The organism is Bradyrhizobium sp. Ken51, from assembly GCF_055807435.1.
Genome location: NZ_JBVVPB010000001.1, coordinates 720,580 through 743,727 on the forward strand (window position 1 = coordinate 720,580; position 23,148 = coordinate 743,727).

General features: G+C 61.8%; 23 protein-coding genes and 2 pseudogenes. 10 read left to right on the forward strand and 15 right to left on the reverse strand.

Features of this window, described 5'->3' with window-relative positions:
• The first annotated feature begins 28 nt into the window (after positions 1-28).
• From AC0L27_RS03185 to AC0L27_RS03220, 8 genes are all read left to right on the forward strand, one after another.
• Positions 29-1,369, forward strand: coding sequence for a nitrous oxide reductase family maturation protein NosD (locus AC0L27_RS03185; RefSeq protein WP_473317953.1), 1,341 nt, complete (start codon positions 29-31; stop codon positions 1,367-1,369).
• Positions 1,366-2,286, forward strand: coding sequence for an ABC transporter ATP-binding protein (locus AC0L27_RS03190; RefSeq protein WP_473317907.1), 921 nt, complete (start codon positions 1,366-1,368; stop codon positions 2,284-2,286). Before AC0L27_RS03185 ends, AC0L27_RS03190 begins: the two co-directional genes overlap by 4 nt.
• Entirely contained in the window at positions 2,283-3,110 is an 828-nt protein-coding gene (locus tag AC0L27_RS03195; protein WP_473317908.1) for an ABC transporter permease subunit, read from the forward strand. The genes AC0L27_RS03190 and AC0L27_RS03195 overlap by 4 nt, the downstream gene beginning before the upstream one ends.
• Entirely contained in the window at positions 3,107-3,679 is a 573-nt protein-coding gene (locus AC0L27_RS03200; RefSeq protein WP_473317909.1) for a nitrous oxide reductase accessory protein NosL, read from the forward strand. Before AC0L27_RS03195 ends, AC0L27_RS03200 begins: the two co-directional genes overlap by 4 nt.
• On the forward strand, positions 3,676-4,671 hold the full coding sequence (locus AC0L27_RS03205; protein WP_473317910.1) for an FAD:protein FMN transferase: 996 nt from the start codon (positions 3,676-3,678) through the stop codon (positions 4,669-4,671). The genes AC0L27_RS03200 and AC0L27_RS03205 overlap by 4 nt, the downstream gene beginning before the upstream one ends.
• A 36-nt stretch (positions 4,672-4,707) precedes the next feature.
• Entirely contained in the window at positions 4,708-5,097 is a 390-nt protein-coding gene (locus AC0L27_RS03210; protein ID WP_473317911.1) for a c-type cytochrome, read from the forward strand.
• 30 nt (positions 5,098-5,127) lie between these two features.
• Positions 5,128-5,355, forward strand: coding sequence for a hexameric tyrosine-coordinated heme protein (locus AC0L27_RS03215; RefSeq protein ID WP_473317912.1), 228 nt, complete (start codon positions 5,128-5,130; stop codon positions 5,353-5,355).
• A gap of 103 nt (positions 5,356-5,458) precedes the next feature.
• Positions 5,459-5,722 (forward strand): hypothetical protein, encoded by a 264-nt coding sequence (locus tag AC0L27_RS03220; RefSeq protein ID WP_473317913.1) that lies wholly within the window; start codon positions 5,459-5,461, stop codon positions 5,720-5,722.
• Positions 5,723-5,978: 256 nt separating this feature from the next.
• Here the strand turns inward: AC0L27_RS03220 and AC0L27_RS03225 are convergent, their stop codons facing one another.
• The 6 genes and pseudogenes from AC0L27_RS03225 to AC0L27_RS03250 form a co-directional block, all read right to left on the reverse strand.
• Positions 5,979-6,341: a FixG Ig-like domain-containing protein gene (locus AC0L27_RS03225; protein WP_473317954.1), complete on the reverse strand. Its 363-nt coding sequence runs from the start codon at positions 6,339-6,341 to the stop codon at positions 5,979-5,981.
• Between the two features lie 154 nt (positions 6,342-6,495).
• A pseudogene (locus AC0L27_RS03230) lies at positions 6,496-6,726 on the reverse strand (4Fe-4S dicluster domain-containing protein); the annotation flags it as partial.
• Positions 6,636-7,403: pseudogene (locus tag AC0L27_RS03235) on the reverse strand (4Fe-4S dicluster domain-containing protein); the annotation flags it as partial. The pseudogenes AC0L27_RS03230 and AC0L27_RS03235, both read right to left, overlap by 91 nt.
• A gap of 9 nt (positions 7,404-7,412) precedes the next feature.
• A complete protein-coding gene (locus tag AC0L27_RS03240) occupies positions 7,413-7,727 on the reverse strand; it encodes a metal-sulfur cluster assembly factor (RefSeq protein WP_473317914.1) in 315 nt (104 codons plus the stop codon).
• A complete protein-coding gene (locus AC0L27_RS03245) occupies positions 7,724-8,233 on the reverse strand; it encodes a DUF2249 domain-containing protein (protein WP_473317915.1) in 510 nt (169 codons plus the stop codon). Before AC0L27_RS03245 ends, AC0L27_RS03240 begins: the two co-directional genes overlap by 4 nt.
• A gap of 10 nt (positions 8,234-8,243) precedes the next feature.
• Positions 8,244-9,581 carry a hypothetical protein gene (locus AC0L27_RS03250; RefSeq protein ID WP_473317916.1) on the reverse strand — a complete coding sequence of 446 codons (1,338 nt, stop codon included), beginning with the start codon at positions 9,579-9,581 and terminating at the stop codon, positions 8,244-8,246.
• A 519-nt stretch (positions 9,582-10,100) separates the two neighbouring features.
• Between AC0L27_RS03250 and AC0L27_RS03255 the strand changes: the two genes are divergently transcribed.
• Positions 10,101-10,304: a hypothetical protein gene (locus AC0L27_RS03255; protein WP_473317917.1), complete on the forward strand. Its 204-nt coding sequence runs from the start codon at positions 10,101-10,103 to the stop codon at positions 10,302-10,304.
• 84 nt (positions 10,305-10,388) lie between these two features.
• On the opposite strand, the gene AC0L27_RS03260 is transcribed toward AC0L27_RS03255, so the two are convergent.
• The 7 genes from AC0L27_RS03260 to AC0L27_RS03290 all read right to left on the reverse strand — a co-directional run bounded on the left by AC0L27_RS03260 (position 10,389) and on the right by AC0L27_RS03290 (position 18,586).
• Complete coding sequence (locus AC0L27_RS03260; protein WP_473317955.1) at positions 10,389-10,892, reverse strand: EAL domain-containing protein; 504 nt, start codon at positions 10,890-10,892, stop codon at positions 10,389-10,391.
• A 95-nt stretch (positions 10,893-10,987) separates the two neighbouring features.
• Complete coding sequence (locus AC0L27_RS03265; protein ID WP_473317956.1) at positions 10,988-12,727, reverse strand: FAD-dependent oxidoreductase; 1,740 nt, start codon at positions 12,725-12,727, stop codon at positions 10,988-10,990.
• Positions 12,728-12,802: 75 nt separating this feature from the next.
• Positions 12,803-13,651, reverse strand: a complete 849-nt coding sequence (locus tag AC0L27_RS03270) for a sugar phosphate isomerase/epimerase family protein (protein WP_473317918.1) — start codon at positions 13,649-13,651, stop codon at positions 12,803-12,805.
• A gap of 57 nt (positions 13,652-13,708) precedes the next feature.
• On the reverse strand, positions 13,709-14,779 hold the full coding sequence (locus AC0L27_RS03275; protein ID WP_085395764.1) for an ABC transporter substrate-binding protein: 1,071 nt from the start codon (positions 14,777-14,779) through the stop codon (positions 13,709-13,711).
• 104 nt (positions 14,780-14,883) lie between these two features.
• On the reverse strand, positions 14,884-15,957 hold the full coding sequence (locus AC0L27_RS03280; RefSeq protein WP_085395763.1) for an ABC transporter ATP-binding protein: 1,074 nt from the start codon (positions 15,955-15,957) through the stop codon (positions 14,884-14,886).
• A gap of 28 nt (positions 15,958-15,985) precedes the next feature.
• The gene (locus AC0L27_RS03285; protein ID WP_473317919.1) at positions 15,986-17,602 is read right to left on the reverse strand and encodes an ABC transporter permease; all 1,617 of its coding nucleotides are present in this window, start codon (positions 17,600-17,602) and stop codon (positions 15,986-15,988) included.
• A gap of 228 nt (positions 17,603-17,830) precedes the next feature.
• Positions 17,831-18,586 carry an SDR family NAD(P)-dependent oxidoreductase gene (locus tag AC0L27_RS03290; protein ID WP_473317920.1) on the reverse strand — a complete coding sequence of 252 codons (756 nt, stop codon included), beginning with the start codon at positions 18,584-18,586 and terminating at the stop codon, positions 17,831-17,833.
• A gap of 186 nt (positions 18,587-18,772) precedes the next feature.
• Between AC0L27_RS03290 and AC0L27_RS03295 the strand changes: the two genes are divergently transcribed.
• Positions 18,773-19,804, forward strand: a complete 1,032-nt coding sequence (locus tag AC0L27_RS03295; protein WP_473317921.1) for a LacI family DNA-binding transcriptional regulator — start codon at positions 18,773-18,775, stop codon at positions 19,802-19,804.
• 188 nt (positions 19,805-19,992) lie between these two features.
• On the opposite strand, the gene AC0L27_RS03300 is transcribed toward AC0L27_RS03295, so the two are convergent.
• Positions 19,993-22,107 (reverse strand): TonB-dependent receptor, encoded by a 2,115-nt coding sequence (locus AC0L27_RS03300; protein ID WP_473317922.1) that lies wholly within the window; start codon positions 22,105-22,107, stop codon positions 19,993-19,995.
• A 215-nt stretch (positions 22,108-22,322) separates the two neighbouring features.
• The gene (locus tag AC0L27_RS03305) at positions 22,323-23,036 is read right to left on the reverse strand and encodes a HoxN/HupN/NixA family nickel/cobalt transporter (protein WP_473317923.1); all 714 of its coding nucleotides are present in this window, start codon (positions 23,034-23,036) and stop codon (positions 22,323-22,325) included.
• Between the last annotated feature and the right edge of the window lie 112 nt (positions 23,037-23,148).

Here is a 23,148-nt window from a genome sequence, read left to right on the forward strand (position 1 = left end):
GAGCGGCCTCGTGGGTCTGTTGTCGCGCATGTTTCCGGCGGCGCTGGTTGCCGCCGGATTGTCCAGCTTCGCCAATGCGGAGACATTGACGGCTGCGCCCGGCCAGCCGCTGCAGGCGGTGCTGGACAGCGCGCGGGCCGGCGCCGTCGTCAAACTTGCCGCGGGTGAGTATCACGGCTCGATCCAGATCGACCGTCCTTTGGAGCTGGTCGGCACCGAGGGCGCGGTGCTCGACGGCGACGGCTCTGGCAACGTCGTCACCGTCAGCGCGCCCGACGTCACCGTCCGCGGCGTGACCATTCGCGGGTCCGGCCGCGATCTGCAGGCGATGAACTCCGGGATCTTCCTGCAGAAGACGGCCGAACGCGCGAAGATCGAGGACAACCGCCTGACGGGAAACCTGTTCGGCGTCTATGTGCATGGCGCCCGCGGCTCCCGCGTCGTCCGCAACGAGATCGAGGGACTGCGCGGGGGACGTCTCAGCGAGGCAGGCAACGGCGTTTCGCTTTGGAATGCCCCTGACGTTACCATCGCCAGCAACAATTTCCGTTACGGCCGCGACGGCATCTTCTCGATCTCCAGCAGCAAGGACCGCTTTCTCGACAATCGCTTCGAGCAGGTTCGCTTCGCCGTCCACTACATGTACACCAACGACAGCGAAGTCAGCGGCAACGTTTCGATCGGCAACCATGTCGGTTACGCCATCATGTATTCGAACCGCCTCGTGATCCGCGGCAATTCCTCCGATCGCGATCGCGACTATGGCATGCTCTTCAACTACGCGAACTATGCCCAGATCGAGGATAATCGGGTCACGGGCGGCCCGCTGAGCCCGATAATGCAGGGCACGCAGGACAGCCCCGACGACGAGCGAGGCATGCTGCCGCAACAGAATCGGGAGAGCACGCTCAAAAGCGGCCCGGAAAAATGCGTGTTCATCTACAACACCAATCACAACAAATTTCGCAACAACTGGTTCGAGCGCTGCGCCATCGGCGTGCATTTCACGGCCGGCTCCGAAGGCAACGAGATCACGGGCAACGCCTTCGTCGGCAACGCCAACCAGGTGAAATATGTCGGCACCCGGCACCTCGACTGGTCGATCGGGGGGCGCGGCAACTACTGGAGCGATAATCCGGCATTCGACCTGAACGGAGACGGAATCGCCGACACGGCGTACCGGCCGAACGACCTCATCGATCGGGTGCTGTGGACTGCGCCCGCTGCCAAGGTCCTGATCAACAGCCCCGCCGTCCAGGTGATCCGCTGGGCGCAGGCGCAATTTCCGGCGCTGCTGCCGGGCGGCGTGGTCGACAGCCATCCACTGGTGTCGCCGCCGCAGAACGCTGCGCCGAAGGAAGCGCGATGACCAGCACGGTACGTATCAGCGGCGTCACCAAGGCGTATGGCCAGATCAAGGCCGTACGCGACGCCTCGTTCACGCTCGATCGAGGCGAACTGGTCGCCTTGATCGGCCACAACGGCGCCGGCAAGACCACGCTCATGAAGCTCATGCTCGGGTTGATCCGACCGACCAGCGGTGCCATCGAGGTTCTCGGAGACAATCCCGCCGCCGGCGAATTCGCAGGCCGGCAACAGCTCGGCTACCTCCCCGAAAACGTCTCCTTCGACCCTGCCCTCACCGGCCGCGAGACCCAGGCCTTCTACGCCAAGCTGAAGCGCGAACCGGTCGCCAAGGGCCTGGAGCTGCTCGACGCCGTCGGGCTGGGAGCCGCCAGCCGCCGCCGGGTGAGCACCTATTCGAAGGGCATGCGTCAGCGCCTGGGGCTCGCGCAGGCGCTGCTTGGCGAGCCGCGCGTGCTGCTGCTGGACGAGCCGACCACCGGACTCGATCCGGAGCTGCGCCAGACCTTCTACGACATCATCGCGCGGCTCGCCAACGCGGGCGCGACCGTGCTGCTGTCATCGCATGCGCTGACCGAGCTCGAGGAGCGCGCCGGCCGGGTCATCATCATGAACCGCGGCATCAAGGTCGCGGACGGATCGATCGACCAGCTGCGTCGTCTCGCCCGGCTGCCCACCAGGATCCGTCTCAAGGTCGCGGGCCTCGCGCCGAGCGAGATGCCGCCCTGGGCTCCTCAAGACACGACCTGCCGCCGTCTGAACGGCCACATCGTCGAGATCGACGCCGCACCGGAGCGGAAGATCGAACTTCTGCATCGTGCGACGGCCGCCGGCAATTCCGTCGAGGACGTCGACGTGGTCCCGCCCACCCTCGACGAACTCTACGCTCATTTTCTCCGGCAATCGGAGCAGGCGCCATGAATGTCATGATCATCGCCGCCAAGGAGATCCACCAGGCCATCCGCAATCGCTGGGTGCTTGCCGCAACGCTCCTGCTCGCGGGCCTTGCTCTGTCACTGACCTTTCTCGGCAGCGCGCCAACCGGGAATGTCGGCGTTCGCACACTGGACGTGGTCGTCGTCAGCCTGTCGAGCCTGACGATCTTTCTCGTCCCGCTCATCGCGCTTCTGATCTCCCATGACGCCATCGTCGGCGAGATGGAACGCGGGACGATGCTGTTGCTGCTGAGCTATCCGGTCGCGCGATGGCAGGTGCTGCTCGGCAAGTTCCTGGGACACCTCGCCGTCCTCGCCTTTGCGACCTGTCTCGGCTACGGCGCGGCGGTCGGAGCGCTGGCGGCGACGGGCAGCCAGATCGATGGCGATAGTCTGCTGGCGTTTGCGGCCATGGTGGCCTCCTCGGTGCTGCTGGGCGCCGTTTTCGTCGCGATCGGCTATCTAGTCAGCGCGCTCGTGCGCGACCGGGGAACGGCAGCCGGCATCTGCATCGGATTGTGGCTGCTGCTGGTGTTGATCTACGACATGGCCCTGCTCGGCGTGCTCGCGCTCGATCAGGGACGCAGCATCTCCGCGGCCGCGCTCAACGCCATGCTCCTGTCAAATCCGACCGACGCCTACCGGCTGATCAACCTCACCGGATTCGCCAATGTCAGCACCTTCGCCGGCATGGCGGGCCTCGCTCAAAGCACATCCCTGACGATACCGGTCCTTCTGACCACCCTGCTCTGCTGGACGCTGCTGCCACTGGGGCTGGCCGCGCTCGCCTTCTCGCGGAGGGAGCTATGAGGCGCCGAACGATACTTATCGCCTTGCTCGTGCCGTTCGCGCTCGCGGGCTGCAACGACAAGCAGACTGCCAAGATCCCACCGCCGCATCGGATGACGGCGGAGGACATCGGCCATTACTGCGGCATGAACGTGCTCGAGCACCCGGGACCGAAGGGCCATATCTTTGCCGCGAGCCTCATTGAGCCCGTGTGGTTCTCGTCGGTGCGGGACACCATCGCCTTCACCATGCTGCCCGACGAGCCCAAGGACATTTTGGCGATCTACGTGTCCGACATGGGCAAGACCCGCGACTGGGACAAGCCGGGCGCCGACAATTGGATCGAGGCGCGCAGGGCTTTGTTCGTGATCGAGAGCCAGGTCAAGAGCGGCATGGGCGGCGACGAGGCCGTTCCGTTCTCCGACCGGGCGGCGGCGGAGAAGTTCGCCGGTGAAAACGGCGGCAGGATCGTCGGCTTCAACGAGGTGCCGCGGGACTATGTCCTGGCCTCGGCGAACACTACAGGCGCAGTTGCGGCCGACGAGACGGCGGAAGGCCCGCCGGGCGAACGACCGAGGAGGACGCCATGACGCCAACCCTGACGCGCCGACGCTTCATCCGGATCAGCGCGGCGGCAGCGGGCTTCGGCCCGCTGTCTTCAGGTCATCCCGTTCGTGCAGAGGTCGCGCCGGTGATCTGGCGCGGCACGATGCTGGGCGCGGTTGCGACGTTGGAGATTCACGACGAGAATCGCGGCCGGGCGGAGCGGCTGATCGCGCTGGCCTGCGCCGAGGCGCGGCGGCTCGAGCGGCAGTTCAGTCTCTACATGAAGGATTCCGCTCTCGCGGAACTGAACCGGACCGGCATCCTCGTTGGCCCCATCCCCGAAATGGTCGAACTGCTGACGGCGTCGCAGCGCTACTCGGCGCTGACCGAAGGCGCGTTCGATCCGACGGTGCAGCCCTTGTGGGAGGTCTATAAGAACCACTTTGCGCAAAAAGGGGCGGATCCCGCCGGTCCGCCGCCGACGGCGATCCAGGCCGCGCTCCGGCGCGTCGGCCACCGTCGTCTGTCTGTCAGCCGCGACCGGATTGCGATGCCTCACGGAATGGCCTTGACCCTGAACGGGATTGCACAGGGTTACGTGACGGACAAGGTCGTCGAGTTGCTCCAGGCCGAGGGCATCTCGCACAGCCTAGTGGACATGGGCGAGACCAGGGCCATCGGCGCGCGGCCGAACGGCCGCCCCTGGGGAGTGGGCGTCGCCGATCCGGAGATCGCGAGCCGCACCGCCACGATCCTTCCGATCGTCGACCGGGCGGTGTCGACCTCGGGGAGCTACGGGTTCCGGTTCGATGCCGAAGGTCGCTTCAACCACCTATTCGATCCGGCGACGGGAGGCAGCGCCCATCGTTATCAAAGCGTGACAACCATCGCTCGAAGCGCCACTGCAGCCGATGCGCTCTCGACCGCGTTCAGCCTGATACCCGAGGAGCGAATCCGTTGGCTACTACCATACGTCGACGTCGATCGCGTGCATCTCATCGATGCTGCAGGCAAGTCATCCGAAATCACCGCTTGATCGATCGAATTCAACCCCAAGGAAAAGGAGAACTTGATGAACCGGACAGCACTTGTGGCCCTGTTTCTCGCAGCGGGTCTCGGCCAAGCCGGCGCCCAGGACGCCGCCGCGGGCGAGAAGGTCTTCGCCGTCTGCAAGGCCTGTCACCAGGTCGGCGACACCGCCAAGAACGTCGTTGGCCCGGTGCTCAACGGGCTGATCGGAAGGAAAGCGGGATCAGTCGAGGGCTACAACTACTCGGAGGCCAACAAGAAGTCCGGCATCACCTGGGACGAGGCGACGTTCTCCGAGTACATCAAAGACCCGAAGGCCAAGATCCCCGGCACCAAGATGGCGTTCGCCGGCATCAAGGACGAGCAGAAGATCAAGGACCTGATCGCCTACCTGCACACGTTCGACAAGGCGCCCGTCAAGCTGACGCAGTGAGCACTTCAGCCCCAACAAAGGATACGGCACATGAGCGAAAATTGGCTACCATCATTGAAGCCCGATACACCCCAGGCCGGCTTCGAACTGGCCGTAAAGCTCTCACGAATGGCGGTGAAGATCACGCAGCCATCGGACGAGGTCCGTGCGCGTCTGGGCGCGGCTTATGAGCAGGACTCGGAGCAACTGATCGCAACATCCCACGTGGTGGCGGTCCACTTCCAGACGGGCGCCGCCGCCAACAAGTGGTGGCGCTGATGAGACGCGGCCATCCCGCCTGCTCAGGAGCAGCCCGCACCGCACACCGGAACGCCTGCTCGCGTTCGCAGTTCACCCAGTCCAGGCACGAACAGGTGCAGCGATGAGAGGTCTCAGTACCGGTCAAATCGTCCTGCTGGTCGCCTTGGGCGCCGTATTGATCCTCACAGGCGTCTGGGCCGTTTCGGTGTGGAGTGCGAGCAGCGGCGTCGAGATGGGCAAGCACGGGTGGATCGCGTTGGGGCTAGGCACCTTCTTCTCGCTTCTCGTCGGGTGCGGGCTCATGGCCCTGATGTTCTTCAGTAGCCGCTCAGGTCATGACGACGCCGCCGATCCGTTCCGGCACCGGGAGCGCCGCGACCCGTAGTAGCCATTGCCGCAGGGGACCGCTCATGTCTCGGGGCCCGCCGGCGCCTTCAGCGGACTATTTGCCCACTTGATGGCGGCCGGTTCGTGCAGCGGATCGTCTTCGCAGCGCGAACAGACGTAGTGATCGCGACCGCTCGCGTCGGCCGCAAGCCGCATAGGCCTCCCGCACAACCGGCGCGGCTGGGGAGCGCCTAAGCCAGACCCTCAACGTCTCCTAAGGGTTGGGTGCCGCCGCGGTGGCAGGACCGTCGGCCCTACCGTTCGACGAATCGATCCGCTGCGGACAGCGCGCCGCCGGTCTCGTCACGCGCGGTGAACACGATATCCCGCTGCCCCGCTTGCGCAGCCGTCAAGGTCACTCGCAGCTGCTCCGAGGCATCCGGCGCGACCTCGACCGGAGAGAGGCCCTGGTTGCCAATGATGGACAGCTCCGCGTCTATGCCGGCGACGGACAGTGTGTACCGATGGGCACTCGCCGACTTGTTGAGCAGCTTCACCGTGTAGGCATTGCGTACCGAGCCGTCCGACAGGCGGACGGCAACCGGATCGCGGTCGTGCTGGACCGAAAGCGTCGCGGTGGTCTTTGTTACGAACGCGACGCCGATCGTGCCCGCCAGCGCAAATGCATGCCGCGGTCAATCCGATCGTCTTCGGCCGCAGCAGACGGTTGCGAGGAGCCTCCTTGCTGCGCCCCCTTTCGATGTTGGTCCAGCTTTCGTAATCGATCAGGCCCCGTGGGCGCCCGAGCTTCGCCATCACGCCGTCGCACGCATCGACGCAGAGGCCGCAGTTGATGCACGCGAAATTTGGGCCCTCTCGTATGTCGATCCCGATCGGGCAAACGGCGACGCACTGGCCGCAATCCACGCAATCACCTGCCGGCTCCCCCGGAGGCGCGACTCGGCCGCCTTCTTCGCCGAAGTCCGCTGCTCGCCCCGGTAATCGCGGTAATTCACCGTATAGGCTTCGGGATCCCAGATCGCACCCTGCAGGCGTGGCCATGGGCACATGAACGTGCAGACCTGCTCGCCCGCAAACCCCGCAAGTCCGTACGTCGTGCCCGCAAACACCGCGATCCAGGTGAGGGCGTTGGCCGAGACGTCGCCCACCATCAGACCGCTGAGCAGATCCGGCGCGTCAGTGAAATAGAAGATCAGCGTGCCGCCTGTCGCGAGCGAGATCAGAAGCCAAGTGGCGTGCTTGGCTACAATCCGGAGAACCCGCTGCGTTGTGAGAGGCGCTCCGATGTTCTTGAGGCGCCGGCGCCTGTCGCCCTCAATCAAGCGCTCGACCAGCAGGAACAAATCGGTCCAGACAGTCTGGGGACATGCGAAGCCGCACCAGAGGCGCCCCGCAAGCGCATTCGCTAGGATCAGGATGGTCGACGCGAGCACCAGAAGACCGGTCACGAGATAAAGATCCTGCGGCCAGATCTCGACGAAGAACGCGTAGAGGCGCCCGTTCGCAAAATCGAGCAACACCGCCTGGTCGGGCGCGTTCGGCCCACGATTCCAGCGGAGGAACGGCGTGACGTAATAAATCGAGAGAGTCAGCAGCAGGATGGCCCATTTGAGCCTTCGGATCCGCCCCTTGACGGCCTGCGGCACGACCGGCAGCCCGGCTGCCGCGGCAGCCCCGGCCCTGGTCTTCGCGTGATCGATCTCGATGGTGATCGCCATGGCGCGCCGTCAGTTCACAGCCGCAAAGCCGAGCGAAGCCCGGATCGATGGCGCGATGAGGTCGTAGGTCCAGGCCGGCTCGAAGGTCATCGCCACGTCGGCGGAAACGACCCCTGGGACCACGGACGCCGCCGCCTTCGCCCCTTCCTTCAGGAAGGAGGTCGCTGGACATCCCGGCGTCGTGGCCGTCATCGTGATGCGGACTGCACTGCCCGCGACCGCAATATCGTAGACGAACCCGAGATCGACGATGTTCTCACCAAGCTCCGGATCGATCACGCCGCGCAGCGCCTCGCGGATGCGCTCCACTAGCTGGTCCGTCATGACTGCGCCCTCACCGTGAGTTCGTAGGTAGCGCCATCGGGTGTGAATCCGCCTAGCCAGCGGAAGCCGCGTTTTTCGAGCTGCGGAAAGAGGAACACCGGCTCACGCCGCAGAAGAGCCGAGAGGGTCTCCCCTGGCTCAAGCTTGTCGGCGGCAGCGAGGATCCGGACCATCGGCTCCGGTGGCTCCAGGTCGCGATTGTCCAGTTTGACGCGGGGCTCGGGCCACGCGCCGAAGTCGAAGCCGTTCGACAGAGCCGCAACTTGCGCCGGCTTCGCTGCCGCAGGCGTGAAGAGTACCTCCCATTCGCCGCCTTCCATTGCGTTCGCCGAATGAGCGAAGCCCTTGTCGGCCATCACGGCGAACAGCGGGACCGGTTTGAAGGTCGCGTAGAGGCGCAGGCCCTGCCCTTCTTCCAGACGGTCGAGCGCAGCCATGATGACCGAGAACGGCTCGCCTCCGGCGCGCAGGATCGGACGGACATCGACGTCCAGGTAAGCGGTCATTGCGATCTCCTCAGGTTTTGGCGAACAACAGATGCGGCGCGACGGCGCCGCCGGGCAGGCGCAGCGGCAACGCCACATCTTCCAGCCGCCGAATTCGAATGATTTCGTGGACGATGCCGACGACGCCCAGGGTCATCGCAGCCGCTGCAAGCCGGAACGCGCTTGGCGCTCCTGCCAGCAGCGCGACCGTACCCGCCCAGACGGACAGGTAGTAGATCGCGAACCACTTCGTCGCCCTCTTCTCCGAGGCCAGATCCTGAACGCGAGGCGTCGCCGCGCGTCCCATCACCGGCCCGTAGGTCTCAAGCCAGGTGAGAAAAGCGACGATCTTGTATAGTTTGGCGAGCACCAGACCGGACAGCCAGCCGAACACCGTAAGGAAGGCGAACGCGCCCAAATGCAGCGGCAGTGTCCCCATCGAAACGAGCGCTATCCCCAGCGCGGCCGTCCCCGCCAGGCTGGCGAACGACAAGATCGCCATCCGCATATTGAGCTCAAGCTGCCGCCGCTTCCGATTCCGGAAGATGTCGGCGAGATCCCGCCCGTAGAGAGCGGCGCAAGACAAGCCGAGAATCGCGGTGACGGACAGCACGGCATTTAGCCTCATCGCGAAACTGATCATCACGGCTCCGCCGCACACGGTTGCCGCGACGGCAAGTGCGCCGACCGCGAGCGTGAGGCGGCTCTGGCGGTCCTCCACATCAGGCGCCAACATGAACATGGCCAGCAATCGATAGCTGACGCCCATCGCCGTCAGCGTAAGCCAACCGCCGAGCCCGGCGATCGCGTGCAGCGGGATGCCGCGCTCCAGGAAGGCCTCGCCAATCCTTCCCGCCCATCCACCCAGCGCGAACGCCAACACCGCACCGAACGCGACGGTCGCGCAGAGAGACGCGAGGCCGGCGATAACGAACCGTGCAGGTCCCGTCGGGCGCCGCCAAGCCGTTAAACCTAGATCCACTACAACGAGGCCGAAGCCGCCGACGAGCAGCACTGCCCCGAACGGCAGGAGCCAGGGGGCGGAAGGTAGACGGCCGCTCAAAGCCATGAACCCTGCCAGCAGCGAGACCAGCCCCGCCGTCAACAAACCCAGCGCCGGTAACACCCATCGCTCGGAGAACAAGGGCCTTGCGACAAGGACGGGGACGAATTGGAACAGCGCTCCGCACATCGCGGTACTTAACCACCCGATGCAGATCACATGCACCAGGACTAGCGAGTCCGGCGCCGCGACATCCGCTGCAGGATGACCGATGCCGGCGGCCATCAGCCCGAGCGCGGCAAGCAACCAGGTCAGCGCCGCGGCGAAGTAGGTCATGGTCCACCGGGAGATGTTGCCGCCGATCATACCGTCTCTTCTTCCGCTCGGTAGGCGAGGCGCGCCTCAAGAGCTCCGCGCGTCCGGCGTGAGCGATTTCCGGACTTCCTGCCGGCAAGCTAATTGAGGCCCCGCGCAGATCTTTGCGATGTCGCAAAGACCGCAAGGTTTCGCAGCGCAATATGCGCGTGTGGAAATGTCGGAGTAGGATGAATGAGGATTTTCGGAAGACTTCGGACGCACGTCCGAGTTCCCGTGCACGAGGTTGGTCTTGACGAGTGCGAGCGCAGGAGGGAGGCAAAACGAGCCGAATCCTCGTTCCATTCGGCTTCGCACGAGCGCAACGAAGCAGAAGACCCATGGGGGTCGATTCACAACATGGCCTGATGCTGACCAGCTGCATTCCGGTGCGCGGACACTTGAAGAATATCTGGCGCTGCATGCTTCGACGATGCGGATCGGAACCCACCATAGCCGAACCGATTGTATCAAGGTGGAACCGGGAGTTTTGGCATGTCGGTACCGCTTTAAATCGCGGCGATGGTCTTCATGAGCGTCCAAGCAGTGATTTTCGGCGCGGGAATGCTTGTGATCCTCCTCTCGCCGATCGAGTCGAACGCAACGGCGGCTATTCCGACGATGATCGCCGTGAGTTTCGTGGCGTCGGCCACAATTGCATGGCGGATAGCACCCCGGCTTCGCCAGCGTTATTGGCGCGCGAGAGGCACTCCAGGCGACGCGATTTCCGGTTGAGGCCGCTGGCCGTCCGTGTGTCTGTCATATTTCGTCTCCCTACTCGAACCGCGCTGCAGCCGTATCTTGCCGCTCGGCGCCAGGCTATGAGGCCGAGTGGATGAGAGATGGAAGTTTCGGGCTGAATCGACTTCGGGCCGCCGCAATCCGCTGCGGCCGTCCAATCAAGTAGCCTTGCATTTGGTCGCAGCCCTCCTCGATGAGGTGCGACATCTGGACCTTCGTTTCGATTCCTTCCGCAAGGACAGGCACGCCAAGTCCGTGCGCGAGCCCGATGACCGCGCGAACGATGGCCAATGATCGCTCACTTTGTCCGAGCGAGGCGACGAAAGACCGGCCGATCTTGATCCTGTCGAGAGGGAAGCGAACCTGCGCATCAAGGTTCTCCCTGCGGAATTGCGCGGCCGAGACGTTGACCGCGATCCGGAAGGGCCGGTCCCACAATGCTGCTTCCCGGCAGGCTTCCATCAGGACCCAATCGTCGATCTGGGCAATCGGACCGCTCCGTTCGGCCACCGGGATGAATTCTCCCGGAGGGACGAGCGCGCGGTCGGGATGCTGCCACCGCACGAGTGCCTCATATCCAATATCGAGCTAAATTCAAGTCAAGCTCTCGGGGGCTTTTCTGAAGCTGAGATCTCGTTCCGATCAGCTCGAGCGCGATTGCCCTCAACGCCGCGGTGTCAATTCGTTGTCGCTGCATCGTCGTCACCGGTTGCGCCGGCGAGGTAACGGCCGGCAATATAGCCGAACGTCATGGCTGGACCGAGATTGATGCCGCCCGAAGGGTAGTAACCGCCCATCACGCTCGCCATGTCGGCGCCGACCGCGTGCAGCCCCGGTATCGGTCGGCCTTCACAGTCGAGAACTCGGGTACGTTCGTCCGTCTTCAGGCCGGCGAACGTGCCGAAGCTGCCGGGCAGCACCTTCACAGCGTAGAATGGTCCGATTTCGATCGGTGCTACGCAGGGATTTGGTTTCACGTCCGAATCGCCCCCCTTTCGGTTGAACGGCGTCGAGCCGCGTCCGAAGGCGGGATCCTCGCCCAATCGCGCGTGACGATTGTATCCGTCCAGCGTCCGGCACAGGCCTTCCGGATCGATGCCGCAGGCGCGCGCCAATTCTTCCGCGGTCCGGCCGACTCTGATGTAGCCAGATCGAATATAGGGCGCAACCGGCAAGGGAGCCGGACGCGAGATGCCGAGACCGTACCGTCGCTGGAAGCTGCGGGTGCAGACTAGCCAGGATGCGACCTCCCGACCCGGCGGCGTCTCACGGATCATGGCGCTGACGTAATCGTAGTAGCCGTTGGCCTCGTTCACGAAGCGGCGACCGTCTGCCAAGACCGCAATAATGCCGGGCTTCGCCCGTTCGATGATGTGGGGAAAGCGCCCCACTGTCCCGTCCGGATACGGGACCAGCGAGACCGGGCACCAAGCACCGGGCGAAGCGAGCGACCTATCTACTTCACCGCCTGCCTCTTCGCCGAGACGCAGACCGTCCCCCGAGATAGAGTCCGGCGTGACCGACCAATGTTCTTCGCCCGAAGGCGTGTAGCCGAACAGCTCGCGTCGGCGCTCCCGATCGTGCGGAAAGCCGCCACTCGCTAGAATCGTCCCACGACGCGCACGGATAGTGTAGTCAGCGTTCGGACCACCGACCACGGCACCTGTCACCACACCATCCTCGACGATGAGGCGCCTCGCCGGCGCCGACACGCGGATTTCGACGCCGAGATCCGCGGCAGAGAGGGCGAGCCGCGCCGCCAATGCATTGCCATTCACCAGCTGGGTCGCCCGGCCAAACAGTGCAAGGTCGAGGAGGTGGCGACCAACCCGTCTCGCGACATGGAGCGTCGAGCGAACCGAGCGCGTGACGCTCATGAACGCTGCGAGATCCGCGCCCGCCATGATCGGCAATCCCAGAAAGGACGTTTCGCGCAGCGGCCGCCTGAGCTCGCCGAATAGAGCACCGAGCTTCCGTCCGTTAAATGGCGCCGCGCAGACTTGGTGGCCGCCTGTCGCGGCCCCCGGCGTCGCTCCATGCATATCAGGGATGGCGTTGCCATCTACGAATTGGAGTTGGGTGTGACGCTCAAAGAACGCGACCATGCGTGGCGCTGCATCGAGAAACGCATCCACCTTGGCCGGTTCGTATCGATTGCCAAGTTCGTTGCGGAGATAAGTGTGTGGGGCCTCTGGATCTTCGTGGATACCGGCACGGCGGGCAAGCGGATTACCTGGCACCCACATCCAGCCGCCCGACCACGCCGTCGCGCCGCCGAACACAGCTTCCTTCTCGACGACGATCACCTTCAGGCCGTGCCATGCCGCGGTGACAGCCGCTGACAAGCCGCCGGCGCCTGAGCCGATGACAAGCACATCACACTCATCCAGTTTGCTTCCCTCTGGCCTCATTGGCATCGCGGTGTCCTCTTCATCGCGCTTTGTCTTGGATTGTGATGAATTCAAGAGCACGCGCGCCCGCTCTGAGGCGTGTTACCTCGCGGCATGCCGTTCGAAGAACCTTCTGGACGAATCGGCGACGGATTGAATCCGCCGGATGGTCGACCAATTCGCTTCTGCAGCAATCGGCGTCTCGATTACGAGCTGCGTCGCTTTTGGAAGCGCGTCCACTAGTTCATGAAGCGGCATGCTCCCTTCTCCAGGATGCAGCCGCGAACCGCGGGCTTCGGTCGGCAGATCGTTCAGCTCGGGAGAGATTTGAACCGCATCGGAGAGCTGCGCATAGGCGATACGATTGGCGGAAATGCCCGCGACGTCTTGCGGCGTGCCACCCGCACGATACAGATGCAGGGTATCGATGATCAGCCCAGCATTCGAACGGCCCGCAGCCTCGACCAAATCAAGCGCATCCTTCCAAGTGGCAATGTCGCGGTAAAGCATGAACTCGAGCCCGACATGCAGGCCGAACCGGGCCGCCTCGTCGCAGAGGCGTCCGAACAGGTCGATACGCTGTGTCGGTTCGAGATATGCGTCGTTGCCAATCACCTCTGTGCCAATAGATGAAATGTGAGTGGCGCCCAGTTCTGCTCCAACTTCAAGCGCAGGGCGGAATTTGTCAAAATCGCTGGCCGGCGAGAGGATGAACGCTTCGACGTCGAATACGCGCATGTTGTGGGACTTCAAGGCAGATTTGATTTTGCGAACGACCTCAGGCCGTCCGACAACCTCGTGCTGGAGCGGATGCGCGGTGGCGCTCATTAGCAGGAGCCCCACCGCACCGAAGCCACTGTCTGCGGCGCCTTCAATGAATTCGACTGGATCAACGCGACCCGCGGTAAGGTTGGCGACTGAGACCCGATCGAGCGTAACTTCGTTCTTCATATTCAATTCCGTCAGCGGCTCGATGTTTTCGGTTGCCGGTTACCCTGCAGCCCGCTCTTAGCGATAGCTAAAGCCGGTGCTTGCCGCCCACCAGTTCAAGATGGTGTCACGGTCCTTGAGTGCCTTTTCAAGATCCAGGTTCAGCAGCTTGACCTCGGCCAGGACGGGGAGCCCCTTTGGCGAGGTAACGCCATTGCGCACCGGATAAACACCGGCTTCGGCGAAGATCGTTTGCATCTCGTGACTCAGCGCGAAATCGGCCAGCAGACGGGCCGCGTTGGGATGCGGCGCGTTTTTGCTGAGGCCGATTGCGTTGAACTGAGCGACGCCGCCGGACACCGGAACTGCCATCGTGACCGGAGCTCCCTTGGCGATGATGCCTGAGATCGCGGTCGTGATGTTGAAGAAGTCAAGCGGCCTTTCGCCGGTTTGCAGCTTTGTGGCCATCACGCCCATGGACGGGTTCAATTCACCCTTGGCACTGCGGAAGCCTTTGAGGATGGCACCGCCTTTTTCAGGGCCGAATGTCTGATAGATCGCTGCGACGGTCGCGAACGTCGCCGAGGACGAGCCGGGATTCGACATGGCGCCGAGGCCATCCCATTCGGCCGGCGGGCTGATGTAATCCGTCCAATCCTTCGGCACTTGCTTCTTAGCCATGGATTCGTGATTGTAGGCAAACAGAATGAGATTTCCATTGCCACGAACATAACCGCCGCCTGGTGGAAGACCCAGCTTACTTAGACTTCCGGTTTCATCGCTCGTAAAGTCCGCCAGGTACCCCGAAGTTTTGGCCGTGATGACGGTATCCTCGGCCTGATACATCACATCCAACAACGGCTTTCCAGCTGCGTTCTCGGCGACAAAGCGGTTGTATATCTGCCACGCATCACCGGTGGCGGACGTTACTTTGATCTTCGGGTATTTGGCGCTAAACGCCTTGAGCAACAATGGAACGGTGAATGGATCGCCGTAGACGACCAACTGGCCTTCCTTTTCCGCTGCCGCGACGAGCGTCGCATCTGCTGCGGAGGCGAACTGAGCAGTGGACAATCCAATCAGTGCGCTGAGGACACCTGCCACTGCCAAACTGTGAAGTACCTTGTAGCCAGCCCTTTTCATTCCCATTGGTTTTCTCCCTTTAAGTTTTAATATGATGAGTTGCTAACTTGTCCGCTCCGCTTGATACTTGGGCGGCGCCCTGGCGCGGAGCACTCCAAATCCACGTCGGCCTACACCTCGCTGCCGAACAGATGGACATGCTCGGGAGCGATAGAGAGCGAGAGCTGATCGTTGATGGCGAACCGTTCGTATCCGTAAGTCACAACCAGTTGCGGTCCTATCGGCGTGTCGACTCGTAGCTCGCGCCGATCGCCGACAAACGTGACTTCTTGAACGTTGGCCGAGAGCCCGGAGCCGGCACCCTTCGCCACGCGCCAAGATTCTGGCCGCACCATGCACAAGGCATCGCGCTGCGAGGACGCATTCGCCATCTGACCTTGTGAAATGATTTCTCCGGAGGGCAATGCGGCGACACTCGCCCCGTCGTTATTCGGGCGTACTGCTACCCGAAACAGGTTCGCCTTGCCCAGGAATTCTGCGACATAGCGAGCCGTTGGTCGAAAATATAGCTCCTCCGGCGGCCCCTTCTGGACCACCTTGCCCTTGCTGAAGAGGAAGATCTCGTCACCGAGTGACATCGCCTCTTCCTGATCGTGCGTGACGAACAGGATCGTGGCGCCGATCCGTTGCTGCAGTTGTCGAATCTCATGGCGCATCTCGACACGAAGCCGCGCATCGAGATTACTCAAAGGCTCATCCATCAGGATTAGCCTGGGATTTCCGACGAGGCACCGTGCAATCGAGACCCGTTGCTGCTGGCCGCCGGATAATTTCATGGCGCTCTTTTCAGCCTGATCACTCAGGCCGACAATCCTGAGCGTGTCTTGCACACGCCGTTCAATTTCGGCTTTACCCAGCTTTTGAGCTCTTAGTGGCATGGCGACATTGCCGGCGACTGTCAGGTGTGGCCAGATCGCATATGATTGAAACACCATACCAAGACGGCGCTTCTCCGGCTGGACATCAACGCCACGGTCGGAGTTGAAAACCGTATCATCGTCGATGATGATTGAACCGCCATTCGGTCGTTCCAGCCCGGCGATGCAGCGGAGTGTCGTCGTCTTGCCGCAGCCACTAGCTCCCAGCAACACCGAGATCTTTCCGCTTTGAAATCCTACGCTCAGATCATCGATCGCGCGTAATGGACCGAATATCTTCGTCAGCCCTTCCACTCGAACGCTCATGTCGTACCTCTCTCGTGGAGCTTCACGGTCAAACCGCCGCGACCTGCCGCTGCTTTGTTATGAGTGTCACGGTCCACATGACGCCCACGCCCATGACGAGCTGCAGCAATGAAAGCGCTGCAACCATAGAGAATTCACCGACGGCCCAGGTATCGAAGCTGAGGATGGATAACGTCCTCGTTTCCGCCGTATAAAGAGGGAGCACCATCGATAGCTCAGAGATGAAAATGCTGTAGACCATGACCCAGCTCGAAATGATTGCCGGCATCACCAGAGGCAATGTGACGCGGAACATCGTATTGCCCCAACCGAATCCGGAGATGCGGGCGCTCTCCTCAAGTTCGGGATGGATTTGAATGAGACTGCTGGTAACGGTGCGAACGGAATAGCTCACATAGCGACCGATGAGGCCGACGATGATGATCCACATCGTTCCGTAGATGCTCAACGGCATCCACAGCCAAAAGAAACTGACTCCAAGCGCGAATGCGAGGCTTGGAACGGACATCGGTAGTAGCACCACGTGTTCAACGAGCCGACGCCCCCACATCCGGGTCCGCGTCGTGATCCAGGCGACGGCGAGCCCCAGCACCGTTGCCGCCGTTGCGGCGATGACCGTGATCAACAGGCTGTTGACGACTGTCGCCCTTACATCTTCTGACTGCCATAGATACGCAACGTTGGCCGATGTGAACCGGCCTGACCACGTAAAAGTCGAAAAAGCTGCCGCGGTGATGATGACGATTGGTCCGATCACCGTGAGCGTGAGATAGAACCAAATGATCGCAGCCACGACATAGCGACCGCCAGCGAGCTCGATGATTTTGGGCCGAAACCCCTTGCCAGTTACAGTAACGAAGGAACGCCCACGCAGTGCAATGCTTTGCAGTATGTTCGCGACCGTCGACATGAACATCAGGTAAATTGCGAGCACCGCAACGATCCCGAAGCTCGGTGGAAAATGCTGTAGTTCCAGGTAAATCCGCGACGTGATCAGATAGATCTCTTTCGTCATGCCGAGGAGCACCGGCGTGCCAAACAACCCAATGCTGATTACGAAGGCGAGAACGGCTCCAGAAAGGATCGACGGGGCAACCACCGGGAGCGTGACGCTCAGCATAGTGCGTACGCGACTGAGCCCGCACACCTGTGCAGCCTCTTCCAGGCTCGGATCCATGTTTCTTAGCGCCGCCGCCACGATCATCATGACATAGGGCGCGATGTAGATGCCTGTGGTCCAGATGATGCCGGTGTAGGTGTATATATCCATTGGGTCACTGAGCCCGAGACCGCGCGCGGGCAGATTGAACAGCCCCACCCGCGGCGCGCCGATCAAGACCCAGGCAAAGGCGCCAATGAACGGCGGAATGAAGATCGGCAACGTCGCCAGTTGCTCGAGCGTGCGCGCAAACGGAACATTGGTTCGCACCAGACACCACGCCAGAACAACACCAATCACCGTTGCGAGCATCATTGCGCCAAGAGAGATCACGACGGTGTTCCACGTCGCCATCCAGTAGCCTGACTCTCTCAGGACGGCGTGCAGCGCTTCGAAGGAGAGAACTGTGCGTCCATCCTGCGTCTCTAGGAAGCCACGGAGCACGAGGGCGACGAGCGGCATCAGCGCAAAAACGGCCAGAACCACGCAGAATAGCGTCAGCCAACCTCTCTGCACGAGGACGCGCGACGGTGTCGGGGCGAAGACGTTTCGGGCCCGCCGTGAGGCCGATCGTTGTGCTATCGTGGAGGTAGAAAGCATCATATTTTTCGGCCTCACGGGAAACGTCACATTGCAGGGTCGCGAGTTCGATCTGTCTGCTCTTAATTTGCTCCGCGCCGAGTGAAGCTGCGGCTCAGCAATCCACAGTCATGGCTAATAGGTCGCGCGACCGCCGGTCAGGTCGAATGTAAAGCCGGTGGTGAAGCTGCAATCAGGGCTTACGGCAAACGCGACCATCGCGGCCACTTCGGGAGCCGTTATGAAGCGCCCCATCGGAATCTTTGCCTTTATCGTGGAGATAAATTCGGGCGTCATCTCGCGAAGCAACTCGGTCTCCGCCATAGTCGGCGCGACGCAATTCACCAGCACACCAGATTTCGCGAGCTCCTTCGAAATCGACTTCGTATAGGCAATCACGCCGCCCTTCGCAGCGGCGTAAGCGCTGCCGCCGGGATTCCCCTCCTTGCCCGCAATCGAAGCGACGTTGACGATACGGCCGTAAGCCCGTTCACGCATGTGAGGAACCACGGTACGGCAGCAATAAAACACGCCGGTGAGATCAATCGCGAGGACGCGATCCCAGCTTTCGATCGGGTACTCCCAGGCGGCGGCAATCGGGCCGTTGATCCCGGCATTGTTGACCAATATCTCGACGGAGCCCGCAGCAGCCAACGCACCTTGGAAGGCAAGCTGAACTGCCGCCAAGTCCGCAACATCAACGGATTGCTGGAGCACCGGCGTGAACCCCGCCTCCGATCCATCGAAAGTTGGGAAATCCAGATCCCATAGGATAATCCGGCACCCGTCAGCCCACAGGCGCTGGGCAATGGCCAGACCGAGGCCGCGAGCACCGCCAGTGACAATGGCGGTTTGCCCCTCAAGACTCCTACGCATGCCAGTGACCGTCATGATTTCGTTTCTTCCCTTAGGCAGCCAGTTGGCGCCTCTCATGGGCTATTCTCGATATGGAAGCGCTTCCATGATGATTATTTGGCTTGTTTGTAGGAGTCAACCCTTTTTGGAAGCGCTTCCACGGGCTATTATGCAGATTCGGCGGCAGACCCGTTCCGGCTAAGGGTGAGCGAAGGTGTCAGTTTGAGCCAGGAGATCGTCAAAGGCACCATTCGCATCGCCGATGTTGCCCGCCACGCCAAAGTCGGGGCCGGAACCGTATCCCGAGTCCTCAACGGCTCCCAAAACGTCGCCCCGGAGACGCGCGACCGGGTTTTGGCAACAATCAGCAAGCTCGGGTACGTGCCCAATCTCGTGGCCCGCGGCCTGGCCGCCAACCGCACTGGCGTCATCGCCGCCATCATTCCGGTGATTGGTTATTCCCAGCATTCCGAGGTCATTCAGGGAATGACGGAAGTTCTCCACGAGCACGGTGCGACCGTCATGATTGGTTCATCGGGCTACTCGCAGGACACGGAGGAAAAGATCGTCGCGACGTTCCTCGCGCGGCGTCCCGACGGCTTCTATGTGACCGGCACATGGCATTCCCAGAAAACCCGTAAGTTGCTGAGCGCGAGCAGCATACCGGTCGTTGAAGGAAGCAATCTGACCGACGATCCGATCGACACAGTCGTTGGCTATTCGAACTTTGCAGCCGCCAGGGAGCTCACCCTGATGCTCGTGTTGCGGGGCTATCAGCGTATCGCGCACGTGACCGTCAAGCGCGATCTAAATGATCGCATCGGAGATCGATTGAGAGGTTATCGTGCTGCGTGCAACGACCGAGAGAATACTCAGCCTGCGCTGGTGATCGAATGTGAGAACAGCTTCACAGGCGGGGCGGATGCCGTTGCCTGGGCGTTGAAATCCTCCGACACTATCGATGCACTGTTTTTTGCAACCGACGTGATGGCGGTCGGAGGCCTTCTCGAATGTCAGCGGCGCGGCATCGCAGTACCCAAGCAGTTGGCGATTGCAGGATTCGACGATCTTCCGATCGCATCATCCGTCATCCCCACTCTGACCACCGTGCACGTCGATCGCGTCGGCATGGGGCGAAAGATTGCGAACGTGCTATTGCAACGAATCAATGGAGCGCCTTCTCCATCAAACAGGATCGACGTTGGGTTCCAGATCAGGGAGCGCGACAGCACCCTCAAGCCGAGGCTTGAATAAGGTCGTCGTATCATAGGCGATGCCCGGCGAAGAAGGGTCGCCAGTTGGCGCGGGCCGCTGACATGCACAGGTCAGACCCAAGCTTCGCAATCAGCGATGCTGACGTGCGCTCGATTGAATGTAGCGCGGCTCTCAGACAGGAGCTCCGAAGCAGTACTTCAGCTGGAGGCCTCAGGCTTTGATGTCGGTTAGAACACCGTCGCCAGTGTTACGCGCAAAGCTCGCGGTTCGGCCGGATGCCCATGACGGTCGGCGATGCCGCCGATCGGCTCACCCGGTAGACGCGATAGATAGTAATATTCGATCTGGTTGGTGTGGGCGTCGAACAGGTTGAGCACATCCAGCTGCAATCGCGCACCATTGTCAAATCGATAGCCTGCGCGCGCATTGAAGATTAGCGCGGAAGCCGAATGAACGCTATCGTCCTCAATCAATGGGCGGGGGCCGAAATAGCGCGCCTTCAGCGCGCCGAACCAGCCTACTTCACGGCCGACGATGATGCTACCGCTGGCGATCCAGGCCGGGGCACCAGGAATGCGGTCGCCCGTGGGATCGAGATCGCTGAAGCGCGCGCGGGTATAGGCAAGATCAAGGTCGAAGGTCAGCCAGGGCGCGGGCTTGTAACTATTGGTCCACTCCACTCCGACACGTCGGCTCGGCCGGCTGGGTTCGGTCGTTCCGGCGTCGCCGACGAACAGGAGTTCAGAGTCGAAGTCGAGCACAAATACTGCGACCGAGCTGGTAAGGCCATCGATCGCCCTGGTGCGGATACCTAGCTCGGCGCCACGCGAGCGCACCAGGAGCGGAACACGATCGAGCGGGGTTACCTTATCGCGGGGATCAACGCTGATGGTCGCGCCGCGGATATCATTGCTGTGCAGGCCGTAGCCGGCATTGCCGTAGAATTCGGTCTTGAACCAGGGTCCAAACACGATGCCAGCTTTCGGACTCATCATCGACGCCTGGGCGTTACCAGAATTCTGCGGCGTATCGCTGAGAACGCGTCCGGCAAAGACGTCCTCACGAATTCCAACAGTGGTCCGCAACCACTCGGCCAAGCGTGTGGTGCTATCCATCCAGAGGCCGACATTTCCTTCCTCCACACGATCCGCGCGTACAGTCGAAAGCCACGCGCGCTGCTCGGTCGCGAATAGGCCGACCTGGATATGATCGTGGCGGCCCTCCACGCCAAAACGGGTATGTGTTTCAAACCCACCAAAGCGCCAGTCGAACGCATGCCGCGCATCAAAGCCCCCGAGTATGCGACGATCGAGCTGACTGAACTGGTCGCCGTTCAGCGGGTCATCGAGGAGATAGGTGAAATTGTTGAAGAGCTGTAGCTCAGAACGGACGACATAGGCGCGGATCTTGCTTTGACCGTACTCGCTTGAACCAGCCCAACTGCCGGAGAAACTGAAGCGGCTAGAGGTGCCGCCGTCGGTCGGATCGAGCGAGCCGAAGCGGCCGATGACACCCAGCTCAACGGCACGCTGCGCGATCTGATCAGTCGAATTCCAGCCGTTGGAGTAGGCCATTCCAGTGAACGACAATCCATCGGTTGCGGTACCCTGACTATAACGCAAGACGCTGTTGATCTTCCGCACCTTGTCCGGCACGTCCCAGGGACCGTCATACTTGCTACTCTCGACCGCGGCGAGCAGTGTACCGTCGCCCACCGCGGTGGAACCTGCCACCAGCGCTCGGCGATACCCAAAACTACCAAAGGTCATCTCCGCGATGTTTTTCGGCAGCTTGCTTATGTAGTCGATGCTGACCGCGCCAGCGGAAGCGAAATCGCCGACGTCCGCGAAGTACGGACCTTTGCGGATGCCAACCGACTGGACTAGCTCGGGGATCAGGAAATTGATGTCGGCGTAGCCCTGCCCGTGACCGTGCGTCGGCATGTTGACAGGCATGCCGTCGATGCTGATCGCGAGATCTGTACCGTGATCCAGATTGAAACCGCGCAGAAAATATTGGTTGGCTTTGCCTTCGCCGGAATGCTGAGTGACGATCAGTCCAGGAACGACCTCCAGCGCCTCGCCTGGCCGCGAGAACGGAATGGCATTCACCTGCTCGCCGCTCACAAGCATGGCGCTCGGGGCGGCGGACTGAAAAGCTCCCACCGGGCTTGACGATGCACCCCGCATGCCCCCGCGAGTGCCTTCACTCGCTGTTTGCGGCTGATCCGGCGGCACAATATTCCTAGTTCGCGATCCCCCATTTTGCGTCGCTTTGGGCGTGACAGTCCGCCTGCGCGGCGCGACATCCGGCGACGTCACAGTGACCGGAGGAAGCTGCATTGGCTGAGCCACCGCAAGCTCTTGCGCGGCCGAGGGCCCTGCCGGACCGGTTAGGGCCACGAAAGCTGCCGAGCTGAGCAATCGCCGCAGGAATTTCTTAGTCCGGTCAACTCTCACAGTGCCACTCTGACGCACCTGTAGAACGACAATACGTAGAGACCGGCAGAGCTCGCAAACACGAAGCTCCAACCATGCCGGGCCAAAGCGGATGCCGCCTAGCTTGTCGCGTAATGGTAAGCGATTGCCGTGGTATAGACAGTCAGAGCCCCCAGACCAATTGTGACAGCGCCGACGACGCCTTGGATCGCGCGGTTGGTCCACGTCAGCCACCGGGCCGAGATCGCAAGCGGCACGGCGATGATGATCGAAAGGCAGCCCATTCCAAACATCGACCCGATGCCGAACAGCCCGACGTACAGCATTCCGTAAACAGAATTGCTGATTTGCGATACCGCGAGCACCAGCAACGCGGCCGAACCGGCAATCCCATGGACAAGCCCCACCAGCAACGAACGCCAGCGAAACCCATGCCCATGGGTATGCGCGCTTTCCTGATCTATCGATCTTTCATTCCGATGGCTATGGACGTGAGTGTGCTTTGTTCCGTCGAGATGTCCGTGGCGATGAAAGTGAACGCGATCACGCCATAGCTTCCAGAGAACATTGATCCCCAGACCGATCAACATCACGCCCACGGCAGTTTCGAGCGGTTGCGCAAGGCTTTCGGGGATCGCCTGACCTAGCAGGATGGCGACACCAGCGAAGACGAAAAGGGCGAGCGTATGTCCGAGTCCCCAGGTCAGCCCATGCCTGACGATATCGCCGACATTGGTACGCCGGGCTGCGATGCTGGAGACCGCAGCGATATGATCCGCTTCCAGCGCATGTTGCATGCCGAGCAGGAATCCCAGCCCCAAAATCCCGAACATCTGCGCCCCCGCGGTCTGTGGCAGACATACCCCGTTGCACATCGGGGAACAGCCGGCCGTTCGCACAACAATCAAGGTTCGCGCAGATCGCGTATGTCCATCTGCGATAGAG

Coding starts and splice junctions, on each gene's coding strand:
- AC0L27_RS03270 (WP_473317918.1), bottom strand. CDS start 13,651: ATGAAGAACGAAGTTACGCTCGATCGGGTCTCAGTCGCCAACCTTACC.
- AC0L27_RS03210 (WP_473317911.1), top strand. CDS start 4,708: ATGAACCGGACAGCACTTGTGGCCCTGTTTCTCGCAGCGGGTCTCGGC.
- AC0L27_RS03200 (WP_473317909.1), top strand. CDS start 3,107: ATGAGGCGCCGAACGATACTTATCGCCTTGCTCGTGCCGTTCGCGCTC.
- AC0L27_RS03305 (WP_473317923.1), bottom strand. CDS start 23,036: ATGTTCGGGATTTTGGGGCTGGGATTCCTGCTCGGCATGCAACATGCG.
- AC0L27_RS03255 (WP_473317917.1), top strand. CDS start 10,101: ATGAGCGTCCAAGCAGTGATTTTCGGCGCGGGAATGCTTGTGATCCTC.
- AC0L27_RS03195 (WP_473317908.1), top strand. CDS start 2,283: ATGAATGTCATGATCATCGCCGCCAAGGAGATCCACCAGGCCATCCGC.
- AC0L27_RS03220 (WP_473317913.1), top strand. CDS start 5,459: ATGAGAGGTCTCAGTACCGGTCAAATCGTCCTGCTGGTCGCCTTGGGC.
- AC0L27_RS03275 (WP_085395764.1), bottom strand. CDS start 14,779: ATGGGAATGAAAAGGGCTGGCTACAAGGTACTTCACAGTTTGGCAGTG.
- AC0L27_RS03245 (WP_473317915.1), bottom strand. CDS start 8,233: ATGACCGCTTACCTGGACGTCGATGTCCGTCCGATCCTGCGCGCCGGA.
- AC0L27_RS03240 (WP_473317914.1), bottom strand. CDS start 7,727: ATGACGGACCAGCTAGTGGAGCGCATCCGCGAGGCGCTGCGCGGCGTG.
- AC0L27_RS03190 (WP_473317907.1), top strand. CDS start 1,366: ATGACCAGCACGGTACGTATCAGCGGCGTCACCAAGGCGTATGGCCAG.
- AC0L27_RS03290 (WP_473317920.1), bottom strand. CDS start 18,586: ATGACGGTCACTGGCATGCGTAGGAGTCTTGAGGGGCAAACCGCCATT.
- AC0L27_RS03300 (WP_473317922.1), bottom strand. CDS start 22,107: ATGCAGCTTCCTCCGGTCACTGTGACGTCGCCGGATGTCGCGCCGCGC.
- AC0L27_RS03185 (WP_473317953.1), top strand. CDS start 29: ATGTTTCCGGCGGCGCTGGTTGCCGCCGGATTGTCCAGCTTCGCCAAT.
- AC0L27_RS03215 (WP_473317912.1), top strand. CDS start 5,128: ATGAGCGAAAATTGGCTACCATCATTGAAGCCCGATACACCCCAGGCC.
- AC0L27_RS03250 (WP_473317916.1), bottom strand. CDS start 9,581: ATGATCGGCGGCAACATCTCCCGGTGGACCATGACCTACTTCGCCGCG.
- AC0L27_RS03205 (WP_473317910.1), top strand. CDS start 3,676: ATGACGCCAACCCTGACGCGCCGACGCTTCATCCGGATCAGCGCGGCG.
- AC0L27_RS03265 (WP_473317956.1), bottom strand. CDS start 12,727: ATGCCAATGAGGCCAGAGGGAAGCAAACTGGATGAGTGTGATGTGCTT.
- AC0L27_RS03280 (WP_085395763.1), bottom strand. CDS start 15,957: ATGAGCGTTCGAGTGGAAGGGCTGACGAAGATATTCGGTCCATTACGC.